Source organism: Actinoplanes octamycinicus, from assembly GCF_014205225.1.
Classification (GTDB): domain Bacteria; phylum Actinomycetota; class Actinomycetes; order Mycobacteriales; family Micromonosporaceae; genus Actinoplanes; species Actinoplanes octamycinicus.
Genome location: NZ_JACHNB010000001.1, coordinates 8182590 through 8197186, shown reverse-complemented (window position 1 = coordinate 8197186; position 14597 = coordinate 8182590). Strand labels below are relative to the sequence as shown.

Annotated in this window: 21 protein-coding genes; 9 read left to right on the top strand and 12 right to left on the bottom strand. The window is 69.3% G+C overall.

Annotated features, from left to right (window positions below):
• Positions 1-81 precede the first annotated feature (81 nt).
• The 4 genes from BJY16_RS49045 (at position 82) to BJY16_RS37090 (ending at position 2430) form a co-directional block, all read left to right on the top strand.
• The gene (locus BJY16_RS49045) at positions 82-1080 is read left to right on the top strand and encodes a recombinase family protein (protein ID WP_239177321.1); all 999 of its coding nucleotides are present in this window, start codon (positions 82-84) and stop codon (positions 1078-1080) included.
• Between the two features lie 21 nt (positions 1081-1101).
• Positions 1102-1476, top strand: a complete 375-nt coding sequence (locus BJY16_RS37100; RefSeq protein ID WP_203759032.1) for a response regulator — start codon at positions 1102-1104, stop codon at positions 1474-1476.
• Between the two features lie 44 nt (positions 1477-1520).
• The gene (locus tag BJY16_RS37095; protein WP_185044215.1) at positions 1521-1937 is read left to right on the top strand and encodes an ATP-binding protein; all 417 of its coding nucleotides are present in this window, start codon (positions 1521-1523) and stop codon (positions 1935-1937) included.
• A 112-nt stretch (positions 1938-2049) separates the two neighbouring features.
• Positions 2050-2430 (top strand): STAS domain-containing protein, encoded by a 381-nt coding sequence (locus tag BJY16_RS37090; RefSeq protein WP_275408064.1) that lies wholly within the window; start codon positions 2050-2052, stop codon positions 2428-2430.
• Between the two features lie 17 nt (positions 2431-2447).
• Here the strand turns inward: BJY16_RS37090 and BJY16_RS37085 are convergent, their stop codons facing one another.
• The 5 genes from BJY16_RS37085 to BJY16_RS37065 form a co-directional block, all read right to left on the bottom strand.
• On the bottom strand, positions 2448-2627 hold the full coding sequence (locus BJY16_RS37085; RefSeq protein ID WP_185044213.1) for an Rv3202a family protein: 180 nt from the start codon (positions 2625-2627) through the stop codon (positions 2448-2450).
• Between the two features lie 49 nt (positions 2628-2676).
• Positions 2677-3057 carry an STAS domain-containing protein gene (locus BJY16_RS37080; protein ID WP_185044212.1) on the bottom strand — a complete coding sequence of 127 codons (381 nt, stop codon included), beginning with the start codon at positions 3055-3057 and terminating at the stop codon, positions 2677-2679.
• Between the two features lie 73 nt (positions 3058-3130).
• Positions 3131-3529 (bottom strand): response regulator, encoded by a 399-nt coding sequence (locus BJY16_RS37075; RefSeq protein ID WP_185044211.1) that lies wholly within the window; start codon positions 3527-3529, stop codon positions 3131-3133.
• Between the two features lie 218 nt (positions 3530-3747).
• Entirely contained in the window at positions 3748-3975 is a 228-nt protein-coding gene (locus tag BJY16_RS37070; RefSeq protein ID WP_185044210.1) for a hypothetical protein, read from the bottom strand.
• A gap of 52 nt (positions 3976-4027) precedes the next feature.
• Complete coding sequence (locus BJY16_RS37065) at positions 4028-5647, bottom strand: methyl-accepting chemotaxis protein (protein WP_185044209.1); 1620 nt, start codon at positions 5645-5647, stop codon at positions 4028-4030.
• 291 nt (positions 5648-5938) lie between these two features.
• On the opposite strand from BJY16_RS37065, the gene BJY16_RS37060 reads away from it, so the two are divergent.
• The 4 genes from BJY16_RS37060 to BJY16_RS37045 all read left to right on the top strand — a co-directional run bounded on the left by BJY16_RS37060 (position 5939) and on the right by BJY16_RS37045 (position 8198).
• On the top strand, positions 5939-6397 hold the full coding sequence (locus BJY16_RS37060; protein WP_185044208.1) for a MarR family winged helix-turn-helix transcriptional regulator: 459 nt from the start codon (positions 5939-5941) through the stop codon (positions 6395-6397).
• A gap of 19 nt (positions 6398-6416) precedes the next feature.
• Positions 6417-7289, top strand: coding sequence for a methyl-accepting chemotaxis protein (locus BJY16_RS37055; protein ID WP_185044207.1), 873 nt, complete (start codon positions 6417-6419; stop codon positions 7287-7289).
• Positions 7290-7355: 66 nt separating this feature from the next.
• Positions 7356-7619: a hypothetical protein gene (locus BJY16_RS37050; RefSeq protein WP_185044206.1), complete on the top strand. Its 264-nt coding sequence runs from the start codon at positions 7356-7358 to the stop codon at positions 7617-7619.
• Between the two features lie 66 nt (positions 7620-7685).
• Positions 7686-8198 carry a GAF domain-containing protein gene (locus BJY16_RS37045; RefSeq protein ID WP_185044205.1) on the top strand — a complete coding sequence of 171 codons (513 nt, stop codon included), beginning with the start codon at positions 7686-7688 and terminating at the stop codon, positions 8196-8198.
• A 72-nt stretch (positions 8199-8270) separates the two neighbouring features.
• Here BJY16_RS37045 and BJY16_RS37040 read toward each other — a convergent pair whose 3' ends face one another.
• The 3 genes from BJY16_RS37040 to BJY16_RS37035 form a co-directional block, all read right to left on the bottom strand.
• The gene (locus tag BJY16_RS37040) at positions 8271-9068 is read right to left on the bottom strand and encodes a hypothetical protein (protein WP_185044204.1); all 798 of its coding nucleotides are present in this window, start codon (positions 9066-9068) and stop codon (positions 8271-8273) included.
• Positions 9069-9168: 100 nt separating this feature from the next.
• Positions 9169-9294: a hypothetical protein gene (locus tag BJY16_RS47890; RefSeq protein WP_260418357.1), complete on the bottom strand. Its 126-nt coding sequence runs from the start codon at positions 9292-9294 to the stop codon at positions 9169-9171.
• A 193-nt stretch (positions 9295-9487) separates the two neighbouring features.
• Entirely contained in the window at positions 9488-10234 is a 747-nt protein-coding gene (locus tag BJY16_RS37035) for a hypothetical protein (protein WP_239177319.1), read from the bottom strand.
• Between the two features lie 221 nt (positions 10235-10455).
• On the opposite strand from BJY16_RS37035, the gene BJY16_RS37030 reads away from it, so the two are divergent.
• A complete protein-coding gene (locus tag BJY16_RS37030) occupies positions 10456-11592 on the top strand; it encodes a calcium-binding protein (RefSeq protein WP_239177317.1) in 1137 nt (378 codons plus the stop codon).
• Positions 11593-11653: 61 nt separating this feature from the next.
• Here the strand turns inward: BJY16_RS37030 and BJY16_RS37025 are convergent, their stop codons facing one another.
• The 4 genes from BJY16_RS37025 to BJY16_RS37010 all read right to left on the bottom strand — a co-directional run bounded on the left by BJY16_RS37025 (position 11654) and on the right by BJY16_RS37010 (position 14539).
• Entirely contained in the window at positions 11654-12439 is a 786-nt protein-coding gene (locus tag BJY16_RS37025) for a phosphotransferase (RefSeq protein WP_185044203.1), read from the bottom strand.
• A 15-nt stretch (positions 12440-12454) separates the two neighbouring features.
• Positions 12455-12727 (bottom strand): UCP032817 domain-containing protein, encoded by a 273-nt coding sequence (locus BJY16_RS49145; protein WP_507762600.1) that lies wholly within the window; start codon positions 12725-12727, stop codon positions 12455-12457.
• Positions 12728-12812: 85 nt separating this feature from the next.
• Positions 12813-13685 carry an NAD(P)-dependent oxidoreductase gene (locus BJY16_RS37015; RefSeq protein WP_185044201.1) on the bottom strand — a complete coding sequence of 291 codons (873 nt, stop codon included), beginning with the start codon at positions 13683-13685 and terminating at the stop codon, positions 12813-12815.
• Positions 13682-14539, bottom strand: a complete 858-nt coding sequence (locus tag BJY16_RS37010) for an NAD(P)-dependent oxidoreductase (RefSeq protein WP_185044200.1) — start codon at positions 14537-14539, stop codon at positions 13682-13684. The genes BJY16_RS37015 and BJY16_RS37010 overlap by 4 nt, the downstream gene beginning before the upstream one ends.
• Between the last annotated feature and the right edge of the window lie 58 nt (positions 14540-14597).

The following is a 14597-nucleotide window of genomic DNA, read 5'->3' as shown; positions in this document are numbered from 1 at the left end:
ACCGGGAAGTGTCCGAAAAACTGTCCATAAACGAATGTGTCCGAGAATGATTGAGGGCAGGGTTTCTCGTACACTTGGGCGGTGACGGACACCCCTGACACACTGACGCTCACCCCCGACGACGCCTTGGAGCCGTTCCCCGTCGCGGCCGGCGGTCTGCTCATCGGCTACGGCCGGGTGTCGACCCGCGGCCAGAACCTGGACCGCCAGATCCGGGCGCTCACCAAGTGCGGCTGCGCGAAGATCTTCACTGACAAGCTGTCGGGCAAGAACACCGACCGGCCCGAGCTGATCGAGTGCCTCAAGTACCTGCGCGAGGGCGACACCCTCGTCGTGCCCAGCCTGGACCGGCTCGCGCGATCGCTGCAAGACCTGATCACCATCACCGTGGACCTGCGCAAGCGCGGCATCGGGTTCAAGAGCCTGCACGAGAACCTGGACACCACCACCCCCGGTGGCCGGCTCGTCTTCCACGTCTTCGCTGCCCTGGCCGAGTTCATCCGCGAGCTGATCATCGAGAACACCCGCGACGGCGTCGCCGCCGCCAAAGCCCGAGGCCAGCAGCTCGGTCGCCCGAAGGCGATGACCGACGAACAGGTCAGCCACGCCATCGCGCTGCTGTCCCAACCCAAAGCCAGCGCGAAGGCCATCGCCAAGCTGCTCGGCGTCTCCCGCTCAACCCTGTACGCCTACGTCCCCCAGCTCGCCGCCATCCGGGCCGCGACCGCCAAACAGGCTCCCGCCGAGGTCCCCGCCCAGCGGCCGGCCCTCACCCGCGAACCCGAACCATGGTGGCAGCTCGCCGAGTTCACCCTGAGCCACAGCAGCACCCACGGCTGGCAACTCACCCACCGCCTCCACCCAGCCAACCCCGGCCACCCGATCCTGGTCGAGAACTACCCCACCGGCAACGTCCGGCTGCGGCGCACCATCGCCGCGGCGCAGACCGCCGCCGCGGCGGCAATCGAAGACCTCACCGGACACCGCGTCCAGGACTGGGAAGAGGACGAGGACGGCGCTGGCGAACCCTACTGGGAGGCGCTCCTGGACGCCTCGGTCCCCGAGCCGGTCCGTGCGTAGTGCAGTCGACCTCGGTCAACCGTGCAGACGACCTCGGAAACCGACATCGACGGCCTCGACGCCCTGGCGTTTCTGCACCGGATGCCCCCGCACGAGAACGCGCCCCGCCCCGACCTGATCCTGCTGGATCTCGACCTGCCGCGCCTCGACGGCCGTGCCGTGCTCGCCGAGGCCAAGACCGATCCGCAGACCAGCGCGATCCCGATTATCGTGTTCACCGCCTCCGCCGCGGCCAGCGACGTCACCGCCAGCTACGCCGCGCACGCCAACGCCTACGTCACCAAGCCAGCCGACCCGGCCGGCCTGGACCGGGTCGTGCAGGCCATCTGCTGCTTCTTCGGGCAGACCTCTGTCGTGCCGGCCCCAGCACACACTCTCGAAGGCCAGCGGCGCTGACCGAGGGGGTGTGAAGGCGGTGCAGGTGGGGTAAAGGGCGTCGCGTGAGCACTGACGTCGGGACGAGCACGCGCCCCCGGCTGTTGCTGACGTGCTCGTTCACCGCGGCGACTGTCACCGGCGTGCGGCACGCCCTCCGCACTCACGTCACCGCGACAGGAGTGGACGAGGACACCGCTTTCGACTTCGTCACGGCCGTGCACGAGCTGGTCACCAACGCGGTGCGACACGGCGGCGGCCACGGCCAGCTCGAGCTGAGCATCGACTGCGGGCAGCTGATCTGCACCGTCAGCGACTATGGCACCGGCTCGGGCACCCTGCCCGTGTGCCCGCCGCCGGGTGACCAGCCCGGCGGCCGTGGCCTGTTCCTGGCCCGCCAGCTGACGGGCGCGCTGCTGATCGACCAACGCGGCGCCGGCCTGACCGCCACCGTCACCATCGCTCTTCCACCCACCCGATGACCATCTGCACGAACGGCGGACGGCAGTACCCGATACGGGCCGCACGAACCACGCCCGACGACACGCCGATCACCTGAACCGGTATTGCCGGGCGCGTCCCAGGCGGCCGACAGTGAAAGGGCGCGCCAGCAAGCAGTCACACCGTCCAGAGAGGCGAACCGTCATCGAGATCAGCCAGTGGTGCTACGTCGCTCACGACACCGGCACCTACACGGTGACCTTGTCCGGGGAACTCGACCTGCTGCAGGCCGGTGACCTGACCGCGACCCTGACCGAGGCGGCCGGTCACGACGACACGACCCAGATGTGTGTCGACCTGGCCGCGGTGACGTTCATCGACTCCACCGTGATTGGTGCTCTGCTGCAGGGCTACCACGCCGCCCATACCGCCGCCATCGGCTACACCGTGACCGGCATGAACGGGCAGGTGCAGAAGGTGCTGCAGGTCGCCGGCGTCCTCGCGACGTTGCAGGGACAGCCACCGAGCCCCTGACCCCGCAACCCGCGTGGCTATCTCGGGTACTCCTCGTCGTCGGTCACGACGATCTGATGCTGCTCGTGTACGTCGGCAGGGTCGCTTTCCAGCGGCTGCGGCGCGGGCGCCGGTTCGTCGTTGTCGTCGATCACCGGGAGACTCTGCTCCACGGCATCGGCCTCCGGCAGGCCCTCACGGGCGGGGTTCGTGCTCATCCGTGCTGCTCCCTTCTCTGTAGTCGCTCCCCGGCGGATGCCAGCGTCGCTACCAGCTCGGTGGCTGGTCGGCCAGCACGTCGGCTGCGTCGCCCCGAACCGCGCCGGCCACGGTGTTGAAGACCGCCACAGCATCCAGCACCCCGACGGTGCGCAGGACAGCCCGGATCCTCGGCGGCGGGTGCGCCAACCGGACGCTGGCCTGCGGGCGGGCCGCCTGGGCAGCGGCGGCAAGCATCGTGGCACCGGTCGTGTCCACGGTCCGCACATGCTGCAGGTCCAGCACCAGCGCATGATCGCTATCGGCGAGCGCAGCGGCCACGTCACGCTGAAGCTTCAACACCGTGCCCGCGACCAGATCACCATGCAGCTCCAGCACCGTGACCGATTTCGCGTCGTACCGCCGCGACGCGGCCCAGGGAACATCCATCCACATTTGGTAACCAACGATGGGAAAACTATGCCCGCAACCACGGGGCCTGGGGTGCAGGATGAGCCTGCCGTCAGGGACACGTCATCGGGGCCTGACCGTCGTGGTGGCCGGTTTGCAGCAGCTTATCGACCCAGGTCAGCAGCTCGTTGCGGTCGAACGGTTTCCGCAGCATGGCGGTGGCCTGCGCGTCGACGGGCCGGGAGTCGCCCGGCACCAGGCTGCCGCTGACGAACAGCACCGGTACGGCGGCGGTCGCCGGGTCGGCGCGGATCGCCTGGCACAACTGCACACCCGACATGCGCGGCATGTCGATGTCGCTGACCACCAGTTGCGGACGATGCTGCCGGACCGCTTGCAGCGCTGCGGCGCCGTCAGCGGCCGCCACGACGGTATGGCCGGCCCGTTGCAGCACCCTGCTCGTCACCGCCCGAACATCACTGTCGTCCTCGGCCACTACGATCAGCGCCATCGCCCGATTCCTACCTTCGCCGGTGAAGTATCGCGCCGAACCATAAACGCCACCGCTCGGCCGACCCGGCTGGCTCGCGCTCGCCTGCGTGCAGGTAGACCGAACGAGCGAACCGGCGGCATCAGCTTGCGGCCGCATCCACAGGGGGCGGACCGGCCACCTGCGGATGCCGGTGCCCCCGCCGGAACGCTCAGCCGGGGACGTCGCCGCTTCAGTGTTCAGCGTCGGTCGCAGTTCAGGACGTCGGCAGCTTGCAGCAGTGCGTCGCGGATGCGGCCCAGCGCGTGGACGGCCTCGGCGAGGTCGGCTGCGGCCGCGTGCTCCTCGGGTGGCATCAGCGCGGCGGTGTGCTGCGTCTGCTGCTGGGTTGCGCGGGCGTTCAGCGCGGCCGCGAGCAAACAGTTGATCAAGTCCTGGCGATCAGGGTCCGTGACCGTGCTGGGCATTGCATGCATGGTGCCCTCTTTCCCGGACGGCCGACACAGCGTGGCGAAGGCTTTACACCTGGTAGGTGCTGACGGCGGCACGCAGGCGTTGGGCCATGCCGGTCAGTTCCGCGGCGGCGGTGCGGGCTTCGTCAGCGTTGCTGGTGGTGTGCTGGGCGGTTTGCGCGACGCGAGTGATGTCGGAAGCGATCTGGCCTGAGCCGTGGGCGGCTTCGCTGACGTTGCGGCCCATCTCGCCGGTGGTGGCGGTTTGCTGTTCGACGGCGGCGGCGATGGTGGTGGCGTAGTCGTTGATCCGCACGATCACCGCGGCGATGTCGGCGATCGCGGCCACGGCGGCTTCGGTGTCGCCCTGGATGCCGGTGATGCGCCGGCTGATGTCCTCGGTGGCCCGGGCGGTCTCCTGGGCCAGGTCCTTGACCTCGGAGGCGACCACCGCGAAGCCCTTGCCCGCTTCGCCGGCGCGGGCGGCTTCGATCGTGGCGTTGAGGGCGAGCAGGTTGGTCTGCTCGGCGATGCTGGTGATGGTCCGGACCACCTCGCTGATCTCGGCGCTGGCCTGCCCGAGCCGGGCCATGGTGTCGCTGGTGCGTTGCGCTGCGGTGGTGGCGGAACCGGCGACCTGGGCGGCGTCGCCGGCGCTGGAGGCGATCTCCCGGATCGAGGCGCTCATCTGTTCGGTGCCGGCGGCCACGGTCTGCACGTTGCCGGAGATCACCTCGGCGGCGGTGGAGACCGAGCCGGCCTGCTCGGCAGCGCTCTGCGCTGATCGGGTCAGTTGCTCGGCGATCTGCGCCAGCTGCTGCGAGGTGGTGGCCAAGCCGTCGGAGTCGTCCCGTACTTGCCGTACGGTTTCGGCCACCGTCTGCGCGGTGTGGTTCAGCGTCGAGGCGAGCACGCCGACCTCGTCGGTGCCACCTTGCGGGGCCCGGGCGGTCAGGTCCCCGGCGCCGATGCGGCGCAGCACCTGCACGCATTGGCCGAGCGGTCCGGTGATACTGCGGGCGAACCCCACCCCGATCGCCACGCTCAGCAGCAGCACGACGACGACGGCACTCAGCACGATGACCCGGACTCTGCGGTAGGTGGCTCGGCTGTCCTGGTGCTGGGTGGCAGCGGCGGCGACGGTGGTCTTGGCCATGTTCGTCAGCGCGTCGCGGATCGTGGCGACCTGCGGGTCGAGCTCGTTGGCGCGGACGCTGACCAGGACCCGGATCTGGCCCCGGTCCGCGGCCGGGAAGATCTTGTTGGTCACGACTTGCTGGTAGCTGGTCCATGCGTCGGTGAACCGGGCCAGCTCGGCGCGGGCCGCATCAGTGATCGGCATGGCCTGATAGTTGGTCACGCCGGTGTTGACCTCGCCGACGGCGGTGTCGAACGCCGTGCTGGCCTTCTGCTGGTCTTTGGTCGCGATGGCGAAGAAGACGTAGTCCTGCGAGGCGAGCCGGGCCCGGTTCATCGCTGAGCGGATCTCGGCGACCGCCTCGGTTTGCAGCGTCTGGCCGTACCCCTTCTCGCCGCCGTCGGCCAGCCGCGCCATCTGCTGCAAGGCGAACAGGCCGACGAGGCTGCCCAGGACCGCTACGACCAGGACCACTACTTGGATCTTGGTGCCGATCCGGACGCCGCCGAACCGTCGCGCCGTCGTGCCGGTTTGCTCACCCGTGCCCATGACGTGTCTCCCATAGCCGACTGGTCCACCGGTTCCGATCATCGAGCAAGTCCGCCGTCGGCGTCTCCGGAAAACCGGTTCCCGCCCTGGCCGGGGAAGCGGGGTTGCTGGCCGGCTACGGCCGCGTCCGCACCCGCCAGCAGAATCTCGACCGGCAGATTGGTGCGCGCTCACCAAGGCCGATTGCGCGAGGGCCTGCCGCCGTGGCGCGATTGCTCTGACTCTTCCGGTGCCGGATGTTTCGGTGCCGGAGGACTCATGTCCGTGCCGCGTCGAGCCGATGGGCTCGGTGTGAACGCAGTCGAGGTCCGGGCATTGCCGGTCGAGTTGATGATCAGTGACGTGGGGCGCCGGATGACGGCGCTCGCGCTGGCGGCTTTGGACGAGGCGGGTCTCAGCGAGGGCGGCTGGTGGGTACTCGGCGCGCTGGCGTCGGTCGAGGACGGGTTGTCGTTGGTCGATGTGGCCCATCGGACGGCGCTGAGTTCGTCGACGGTCACGACGGTCACCGAGCAACTCGCCGAGCGGGGGTGGATTGAGCGCCGGCGTGCTGTCGATGACCGGCGCCGGGTCCTGGTGGCCATCACGCCGGCCGGCCGGGTCGTGCTCGGTCAGGCGCGTGCCCAGTGCGAGCAGGCGTTCGCCGCACACCACGACGCGCTCAGCAGTGAGGAGTGGCAGCAGCTCACGACCCTGCTGGGCCGGCTGCACGCCGTCGCTGGCGCCGCCGTGCCGCAGGCGGCCCCGTGACCGGGCAGCCAGACGCGGCGTGGCTGATCATGCCCGGGAGTTGCATGCCGCCAGCGAGGGCTTGTCCCGGCACGCGGGGGCCGTGACCCGGCACACCGCCGAGACCGCGCAGCAGGCGATGCTGCTGTCGCAGTCGATCGGCGAGGTCAACACCACCCTGCACCAGCTGCAGGACGGCGCCGGCGAGGTGCGGGCCAGCATCGACGCGATCGCCGCCCGGGCGACCACGGCCGGGCAGGCCGCCACCGACGGGGTGGCGGCCGCGGCGACCACCCGCGACAGCGTGACCCGTTTGGAGAGCTCCAGCACGCAGATCAGCGGCGTGGTCGCGTTCATCAACACGGTGGCCGCGCAGACCAACCTGCTGGCGCTCAACGCCACCATCGAAGCCGCCCGCGCCGGCGAGGCCGGCAAGGGCTTCGCCGTAGTGGCCGGCGAGGTCAAAGGACTCGCGCAGCAGACCGAGCAAGCCACCGGCAGCATCGACGCCCAGGTCGACGCGATCCGCGAGGACGCCGCCGCGACCGTCGCGGCGCTGCAGGGCATCGCCGGCGCCATCGCGCAGATCAACACCGAGCAGGAGCACATCGGTGCCGCCGTCGACGCGCAACGCGCCAGCACCACCGCGATGACCCAGCGCGTCAACGACACCGCCGACACCGCACTCGCGCTGACCGCCACGATCACCGACCTGGCACACACCGCCAGCCGGTCCACCGAAGGCACCCGCGAGGTCGCCGACGAGATCGCCACCCTGGCCTGCATCGCCGCCGGCCTCGACCAGCTCACCGACCGCTACAGCACCACCGCGTCACGACCGGTACCCGCCCGGGCGGCGGTGACCGTCGCCCGAGCCGCCCCGGCCGAGCAGGCCCCGATCGAACTGTTCTGAGCTCGCCGCAAACCAGCAGCCGGCTGCCGATAGACCTTCCAGCACCAGCACAGGAGCCACGCCGCCATGCCCACCGTCCCGGCCTACAACCTCGATCAGCCCACCCAGGCCTCACTGACCGCCGCCCTCAGCGCCCAGCTCGGGCCCGAGACCGCCCGCGCGCTGGTCGACCTCACCACCAAGAAGCTGCACCTGTCACGATCCGGCACCACCGATGACCTGATCCGCCTGACCGAAGAACTCATGGCCATCGGCGATCTGCTGCGCGTCACCGCCCGCTCGGAGAAGATCCGCGCCGTGACCTACCGCGCCCTGCACCAGAGCATCTGAGCCACCGGCATGCCCGCCCAACCCCCGCCGGTACACGCCCGGTGCCAACCCGCCCCGGAGACCCTGATGATCAACAACCAGTACCCCGCCGCACTGGCCACCCCCGCACGCATGCGCGTGCTGGCCAGCATCGACTTCGACAACCCCCAGCTACGCGCGGCGCTCAACCGCATCACCGCGCGCACCGCGCAGCGCACCGGCCTGCCGATCAGCCTGGCCACCCTGGTGTTCAACACCTCCCAGATGGCCGTCGGCGCCACCGGCCTCGACGACACGTGGATCGCCGCCTCGGACGGCACCCCGGTGGAATGGTCCTTCTGCGCCACCATGGTCACCACCGGCCAGCCGTACGTCATCCCCGACGCCCGGGACTCAGAGCAGGCCACCAACCCCCTGGTCACCGTCGACGGGATCGCCAGCTACGCCGGTGTACCCCTGACGGTCAGCGGCCAGATCGTCGGCGCTCACTGCATCCTGGGCACCGAGGCCCACCAGTTCACCTCCGGTCACCTGGCAGAACTGGCCTCCGCAGCGCAGGAGATCACCGCGCTGCTGCAGGAATTCAGCGACCTGGGCTGAAACCGGGGCTGCCGCCTCCACGCCCCCAACGCCATCAAACCGGTTCACCGTCGACCGCTAGGCAGGACTACCTCACCTTGGTGAAGGCTCCAGATGCCGCGCCTTGAACAGACGGCATGCGTTAGCTAGCAGAGCGTACGTCGTCTTGGCGGCGAGAACGAACTGCTCGTCATTGATCGACAAAAACAGGCCCGCACCACCCGGAACCTGCGTCTCCGCGCCGCGATCGGTGCCCCGCAGAAGGGCCCAGCCCAAGCCATGCTCGAAGCCGGACAACAGGCGCCACGTGCCCTCCAGGAAGACGGCGAAGTCGTTCTGCCCTCGCACAAAGCCCAGCTTCGGCAGCTCCACAACGAGGTTAACCCTCTGATGAACCCGGTCGAAGGGCTCACCGAGCGCCGCGGCTTCCGCCCGGTACACCGCCAGCGAGCCCTGCTCCTGCTGCCGCTCGGCCTCCTCGATCAGCTGACGTGCTTCCGGCAGCTTCTTGAACGCGGCTCGATGCGCGCGCTGCTGGTAACAGTCGAGGACTTCACAGCGCAACCCACGTAGGCGACGATCTCGCCCCGAGGCGGGATCCAGGATCCACGAGGCGAAGAACGCCGACTCGAAGATGGGCCGCAGCAGGCTCCACGGGGCCCACAGAGTCGCACCACGGTGTTCAAGCAGGGCGAGCAGCGCCTCGTGGTTGTCCCTGGCGACACCCAGATATCGCTCAACCTCCATGTAGGTACGGTGGCCGGCGGGCTGGGACTCATCGAAGGCCCGAGCCGACAGCAGCCGCGCCTCAGCCAGTGATGGCAGAGACTCCAGCGTCTGAAACTCGCGGGCGAGCAACGCCCAGAACTCAGGCAGGTTGCCAAGGTCCATCGGTACGCCGGTTGGCCTAGGTGCACGCACGGCAGGCAGCGTACGGACCGCAACCCCGCACTAACGAATAAATATTCGTGCTGCGCGCCGCGCAGACCGGCTACGCCGCGACCTCCGGCGACAGGACGAAGACTCCACTGCCATCAACCTGTCGCGGATCGCTGCCATAAACCTGTCGCTTAACATGCGCCAGGGCGTCCGGGCCGGGCTGGGTGAGCATGGTCATCCAGCCGGCTCATTGGTTCCTGCCCGGCTCCGGGGACGCCCTGCATCTTCACCATCGCCCTGGTCGCGGCTGGTGCGCAGCCGATCCGGCGTGGGTGAGAGATTCGAGACAGCCAGCGGGGTTCCGTGCGTAGCAGCCGGGCGTTCTCGCCGGAGTGATTGTCGGGCCGTAACCCATGCGCTGCCGGGGTTTCCTATTCCGTCGTCGGCGGGGTGGCTGTGCGGGCCCGGATGGCGATGGCAACGCGGTTGCCGGCGTTCGGATCGACGATGCAGTGCAGCCCGAGGTCTGTCACGCGACCGTCGTGCACGTTCCACTGCCCGGCCCCGGCGTCGCGGCCGAGTATGGGACCGAGGGAGTCGATCGTGGCCTTCCACAGGTTCGGCCATGCGCGGCGAGGCCCGACTACGAAGGCGAGCTGGAGGGCGACGCCGCCGTCCGGCAGCGGGCGCCCGACGGCGATCTGGTCGCGAATCTGCTCCTTGAAAGCGGTGCTCTCGGCTGCGGCTGTCGTGGTCACCTCGAACGAGTACGTCCCACCCGGGTCTCTAGTCGCGTAGGCCTGGCTTAGAGCCACCACGGATGTCGGCGCGTGCCGCTTGGTCGCCCACACTGAGGCGAACTGCCGCCCGCTGCTCGCCGCGAGCTTCGGGACCAGGGGGAACAGGTAATTGTCCAGGTCGTGGTAGCTGAGCAGAGGGACGTGACGCGGTAGGCCGATGTCGAGTCGTAACGCGAGAGGATCGGATGTCGCGCTCAAATGCCCGGTAATGACGGTGCGCATCCCGGCGATGAACGCGGCCGAACGAGCCTGACCGGGCGAGCCTGCCTTGTCCCAACTGGCAAGCGCCGGCTCGACTTCGAGTGCGTTGCCCACCGCCTCCGGCCGCGCGTAGAAGACAGGCGCGGTAATGGGTTGAACCTGTGACCCGGGACCCATGGGGACAGATTAAGACGGGGACGGCTGACTTTGTTGCCGTCGGCCTTGCTCAATGTGACGGGGATCTTGGCGGTCAAGCCGCCCCGGGAGCGGCACATCCCGCCGGAGCCGGAGCCGGATCTGGCATCGGTGATTTTGCTGCTCGACGTCGTTACGGTGCCGTTCTACGATCTAGGCGCCGTGCGGCCAATCACGCCGCCGGATTCCTGGGGAGGATCCACGTGCCGCGTTCCGCATGGCCGATTCGTCTCGGCGTCGTTCTGGTGACCACCGCCTCGGCCGGGGTGCTCGCCGCACCCGCCGCCGCGGCCTCGACCGGTGTCGTCTCCGTCGTGGAGAAGACGAAGGTGCAGTACAAGGCGGCCTCGGGCAAGCAGAACCGGGTCGTGGTCACCCGCTCCGGGAACACGATCGTCGTCGACGACAAGGTCGCGATCCAGGCCGGCAAGGGCTGCAAACGGGTCGCGGGTGACAAGACCAAGGTGCGCTGCACGCTGCCGAAGGCGCCGACCCGGGTGCGGGTCTACACCTACGACCGCTACGACTCGGTGACCAACAAGACCGACCTGCCGATGACCGCGGACGGCGGCACCGGCAACGACACCCTGGTCGGCGGCCCGCGCGGCGACCGCTTCCTCGGCGGCAGCGGAGCGGACCGGCTCTACGGCGGCGGTGGCAAGGACTACCTGGACGGCCGGAGCGGCAACGACGTGATCTACGGCGGGGCCGGCAACGACACGATCCACGGCTGGCTGGGCGACGACACCCTGTGGGCCGGTGCCGGTGACGACGACCTCTTCGGCGAGGAGGGGAACGACAAGATCTACGGTGAGGCCGGCAACGACGATTTGGACGGTTACCAGGGGCGGGACCGTCTCGACGGCGGATCCGGCGACGACTGGCTGTCCGGCGACGTCTACAGCGACGGGATCGCCGCCGACGTTCTGCTCGGCGGTGCCGGCTTCGACCAGGTCAACTACGGCGACTACACCAAGGCGATCACGGTCGACCTCGACGGCTCCCGCGGTGACGACGGTCAGTCCGGCGAGCACGACACCGTCGGTAGTGACGTCGAGGGCCTGTGGGGCGGGTACGGCAACGACCGTCTCACCGGCAACGCCGCCAACAACACGATCATGGGCTACGCCGGGAACGACACCATCGTCGGCGGCGCCGGTAACGACTGGCTGGACGGTAACGACGGCCGCGACCGGGTATACGGCGGCGACGGCGACGACCTGCTCGGCGGCAGCGACGTCCCGCAGGTGGCGGACCTGCTCGACGGCGGCGCCAACAGCCCGGCCGGCGACGACTGCGATCCCGGCAAGTACGACACGGTGGTGAACTGCGAGCGCTGACCCAGCCGGATACGCGCGGTCGGAGACGCCGAAAGACGACGAAAGTCGTATTCGGCCGTCACTAGTGGTTTCCGGACATGCGCCGGTACGTCGACCACCGGCCGGTCCAGTCCGCCAGGTCACGCATCCACCCGGCGTTGGCCTGGCTCGACTTAGACGCCCACTTCTCGGCGTTCTTGGTCGCGAAGTCGTCGAGGACCAAGGGTTCCACCGTGCTCCAGGCCGGGTGCTGGGCGAGCCATGTCTCGGCTTGTTGTGGGGTGTGGCCGCTGCCGATCAGCCACGGGACGAGCATGGCCAACTCGACCCACGGCGCGGCCTTGGTCGCCATCGCCCAGTCGACGATCCGCAGGCCACGCGAGGTGACGATGAGGTTGGCCGGGCCGAGGTCGGTGTGCACCAGCGTGTCGCCGTCCATCGCCGGGTGCTCGAATCCGAGCCGCCCCTTGGGACTGAACAGCCCTACGTCCGGCGCCTGCGCCTTGCCCAGCACCTCCAGGGCTTCCCCAAGAAGGTCTAGGTCGGGGCTGCTCGGCGACAGGTCGGCGTGCGGACCGGCGCAGTGCTCGAACGCTACGACCAGCCAGCCGGCCGTCTCGAAGTGCCATTGGACGGCGGGTGAGTGCGGCACGCTGACGGCCTCACTCACCCGCAGCTCGAAGCGCAGTGACCGGATTCCGAAGTCGCTGTGGGCGGCCTTCACAAACGCTGTGCCGTTGGTCCCGGTTACGGTGGCGGCTATCTCCGCGTGGTCACCGGTGCCGGCCGGAACGGCGTGAGAACCGCCGACGCGGTCGGCGACCTCGTTCGTGACGGCCTCGGGCAGCGCGGTCCAGTCAATGCGCATTGGTCAGGTGGCCTTTCAGATTCCGGGGTTCGGCGGGCAGCAGGACTTCGCCTCGCCGTCCCAGAACTCGGGGTCGATGTAGTAGCCGGTCGCCTTCAGCGCCCGGCGGGTGTATTCGATCGAGGAGCCGTCGGCCATGCCCTCGGTCAGGATCGGCACGTGGTGCATGAACTGTCCCACGACCTGGTCGCAGGCGGCCTGGTACGGCTCGGTGTACTGCAGAGAGGCGTGCCAGGCCGCGTCGACCGGTTCGGTGGGGACGACGCGGTAGGACCGGCCGTCGGGCAGGAGCCGGCCGAAGGCGAATTGCTGAACCCACGGGCGACTCGCACGACCGGGGGAGAACCGGCAACGCGAGCCGCCCGCCGCGTGCTCAGGCTTTGATCACGTCGTAGAGGGCGGTCCAGCCGCGGGTACCGTGACCGGCGGCGATGGCTCGGTCGTAGTGTGACTTGACGGCCGCCGGCAGCGCGCGGTCCACGCCGGCCTGGTCACTGGTCCGCAGGATGTGCCCGGCGGTGGCCCCCATCATCAGGACGGTGCTGAGGTCGCCCGGGTGTTTCCCGGCGGCGATCTCGGCGGCGATCTGGGCGCCGTTGCCGACCATCGCCGGGACGTCGGTGAGCATCGCCATCGCGTCGGGTAGGAAGTCGGCCGCCGGGGTGCCGGCCGCGGTCACCATTGCGGTGGAGTGCAGCAGGCCGGACAGCGCGGTGAGGAAGACGTTCAGATATGCCTGGTAGAACAGCTGGGCCAGTCCTGGATCGTCGCCGAGGTAGCGCGGATCACCGATCAACCGTAGTGCCGGTTCGTGGGCGGCGAAGACCTCGCTCGGGCCGCTGTAGTAGACGTACGCACCGGGGCCGCCGACCGCCGGGGCCGGCACCATGATGCCGCCGGTGAGGAAGCGCGCGCCTCGGTCGGCCGCCCAGGCACTGGCCTCGCGGGACGCGTCGGGTGTATCTGAGCTGAGGTTGACCAGATCACGGCCGGTCAGGAAGTCCGGGTGTTCGCCCAGGATCTGGTAGATCGCCGCATAGTCGGTGAGGCTGATAATGGTCAGCGGGCTCGCGGTGACCGCCTCTGCTGGGGTGGCCGCCAGGGTGGCACCGGCTTCGACCAGGCCGTCGGCGCGTCCGGGCGTACGGTTCCATACCGTGACCGGGTGGCCGCCGAGCAGGAGGGTGCCGGCCATGGCCCGGCCCATCGGACCAAGGCCAATTACGGTGACAGGTTCGTGGCTCATCGGGTGGTCCTCAGCTCTTCGAACATCCGGGCGGTGTCAAGGTCGCCATGACCGGCGGCGATCTGCCGACGGACGAGGTCGTGCACGGGCTGCAGCAACTCGGTCGAGACGCCCTGGCCGGTGGTTGCGCGCAGCAGGGTGTCCAAGGCCACCTCGGTGAAACGCAGGCTCTGGCCCCCGCCGGCGTAATCCCCGGCGTCGATCGTCGCCGCGTAGCGGGCGAAGCCGCCGGTCATGGCGGTCAGGAACGGCGCCTGCCAGCGGGCGAACTCGGCCGCCGGGACACCCTCGGCGGCCAGCATCGCCGCGCCGTGCAGGAAACCGGCGACCATCGTGTACATGCCGGTGAGCATCGCCGTGTCATAAACCGAGGAGAGCCCGGCGTCGGCGCCGAAGAAGGTGCTCTCACCCCACCGGTCGAGCAACTCGCGGTGTTCGGCGAAAGCGGCCTCCGTGCCGCTGTAGAAGATCATTGAACCGGGACCGCCGATCATGTCGGGGACGGCCAGGATGGCGCCGTCGAGGTAGGCGATGCGGTGGCCGGCGGCCCAGGCGGCCAGCTCCCGGGACTCGGCGGGCGTCGTCGTGGTCAAGTTGATCACGGTACGGCCGGACAGGGCGGCGGCGACCGGGTCCAGGACATCGTGGACCGAGCGGTGGTCGAACAGGCAGACGATGACCGGCCCGTCGCCGACGACGGCCTTGTCGACGGTGTCGGCGACGACTGCGCCCCGACCGGCCAAAGGCTGCGCCCGCCGCGGGTCACGGTTCCACCCGACCACGGGAAGGCCGGCGTCCAGCAGTGTCGCGGCCAGGGCTGTACCCATCGCGCCCAGACCCAAGAATGTGGTCATGAAATGTGGACCTCAACAGACTGGAAGAAACAGATGAGCGGCGCGCCGGTCACCATGG

What these genes read in the sequence shown, in the direction of transcription:
- BJY16_RS37085 (WP_185044213.1), bottom strand. Translation starts at nt 2,627, where the DNA reads ATGAGCACGAACCCCGCCCGTGAGGGCCTGCCGGAGGCCGATGCCGTG.
- BJY16_RS37080 (WP_185044212.1), bottom strand. Translation starts at nt 3,057, where the DNA reads ATGGATGTTCCCTGGGCCGCGTCGCGGCGGTACGACGCGAAATCGGTC.
- BJY16_RS37075 (WP_185044211.1), bottom strand. Translation starts at nt 3,529, where the DNA reads ATGGCGCTGATCGTAGTGGCCGAGGACGACAGTGATGTTCGGGCGGTG.
- BJY16_RS37070 (WP_185044210.1), bottom strand. Translation starts at nt 3,975, where the DNA reads ATGCCCAGCACGGTCACGGACCCTGATCGCCAGGACTTGATCAACTGT.
- BJY16_RS37065 (WP_185044209.1), bottom strand. Translation starts at nt 5,647, where the DNA reads ATGGGCACGGGTGAGCAAACCGGCACGACGGCGCGACGGTTCGGCGGC.
- BJY16_RS37050 (WP_185044206.1), top strand. Translation starts at nt 7,356, where the DNA reads ATGCCCACCGTCCCGGCCTACAACCTCGATCAGCCCACCCAGGCCTCA.
- BJY16_RS37045 (WP_185044205.1), top strand. Translation starts at nt 7,686, where the DNA reads ATGATCAACAACCAGTACCCCGCCGCACTGGCCACCCCCGCACGCATG.
- BJY16_RS37040 (WP_185044204.1), bottom strand. Translation starts at nt 9,068, where the DNA reads ATGGACCTTGGCAACCTGCCTGAGTTCTGGGCGTTGCTCGCCCGCGAG.
- BJY16_RS47890 (WP_260418357.1), bottom strand. Translation starts at nt 9,294, where the DNA reads ATGACCATGCTCACCCAGCCCGGCCCGGACGCCCTGGCGCATGTTAAG.
- BJY16_RS37035 (WP_239177319.1), bottom strand. Translation starts at nt 10,234, where the DNA reads ATGGGTCCCGGGTCACAGGTTCAACCCATTACCGCGCCTGTCTTCTAC.
- BJY16_RS37025 (WP_185044203.1), bottom strand. Translation starts at nt 12,439, where the DNA reads ATGCGCATTGACTGGACCGCGCTGCCCGAGGCCGTCACGAACGAGGTC.
- BJY16_RS37015 (WP_185044201.1), bottom strand. Translation starts at nt 13,685, where the DNA reads ATGAGCCACGAACCTGTCACCGTAATTGGCCTTGGTCCGATGGGCCGG.
- BJY16_RS37010 (WP_185044200.1), bottom strand. Translation starts at nt 14,539, where the DNA reads ATGACCACATTCTTGGGTCTGGGCGCGATGGGTACAGCCCTGGCCGCG.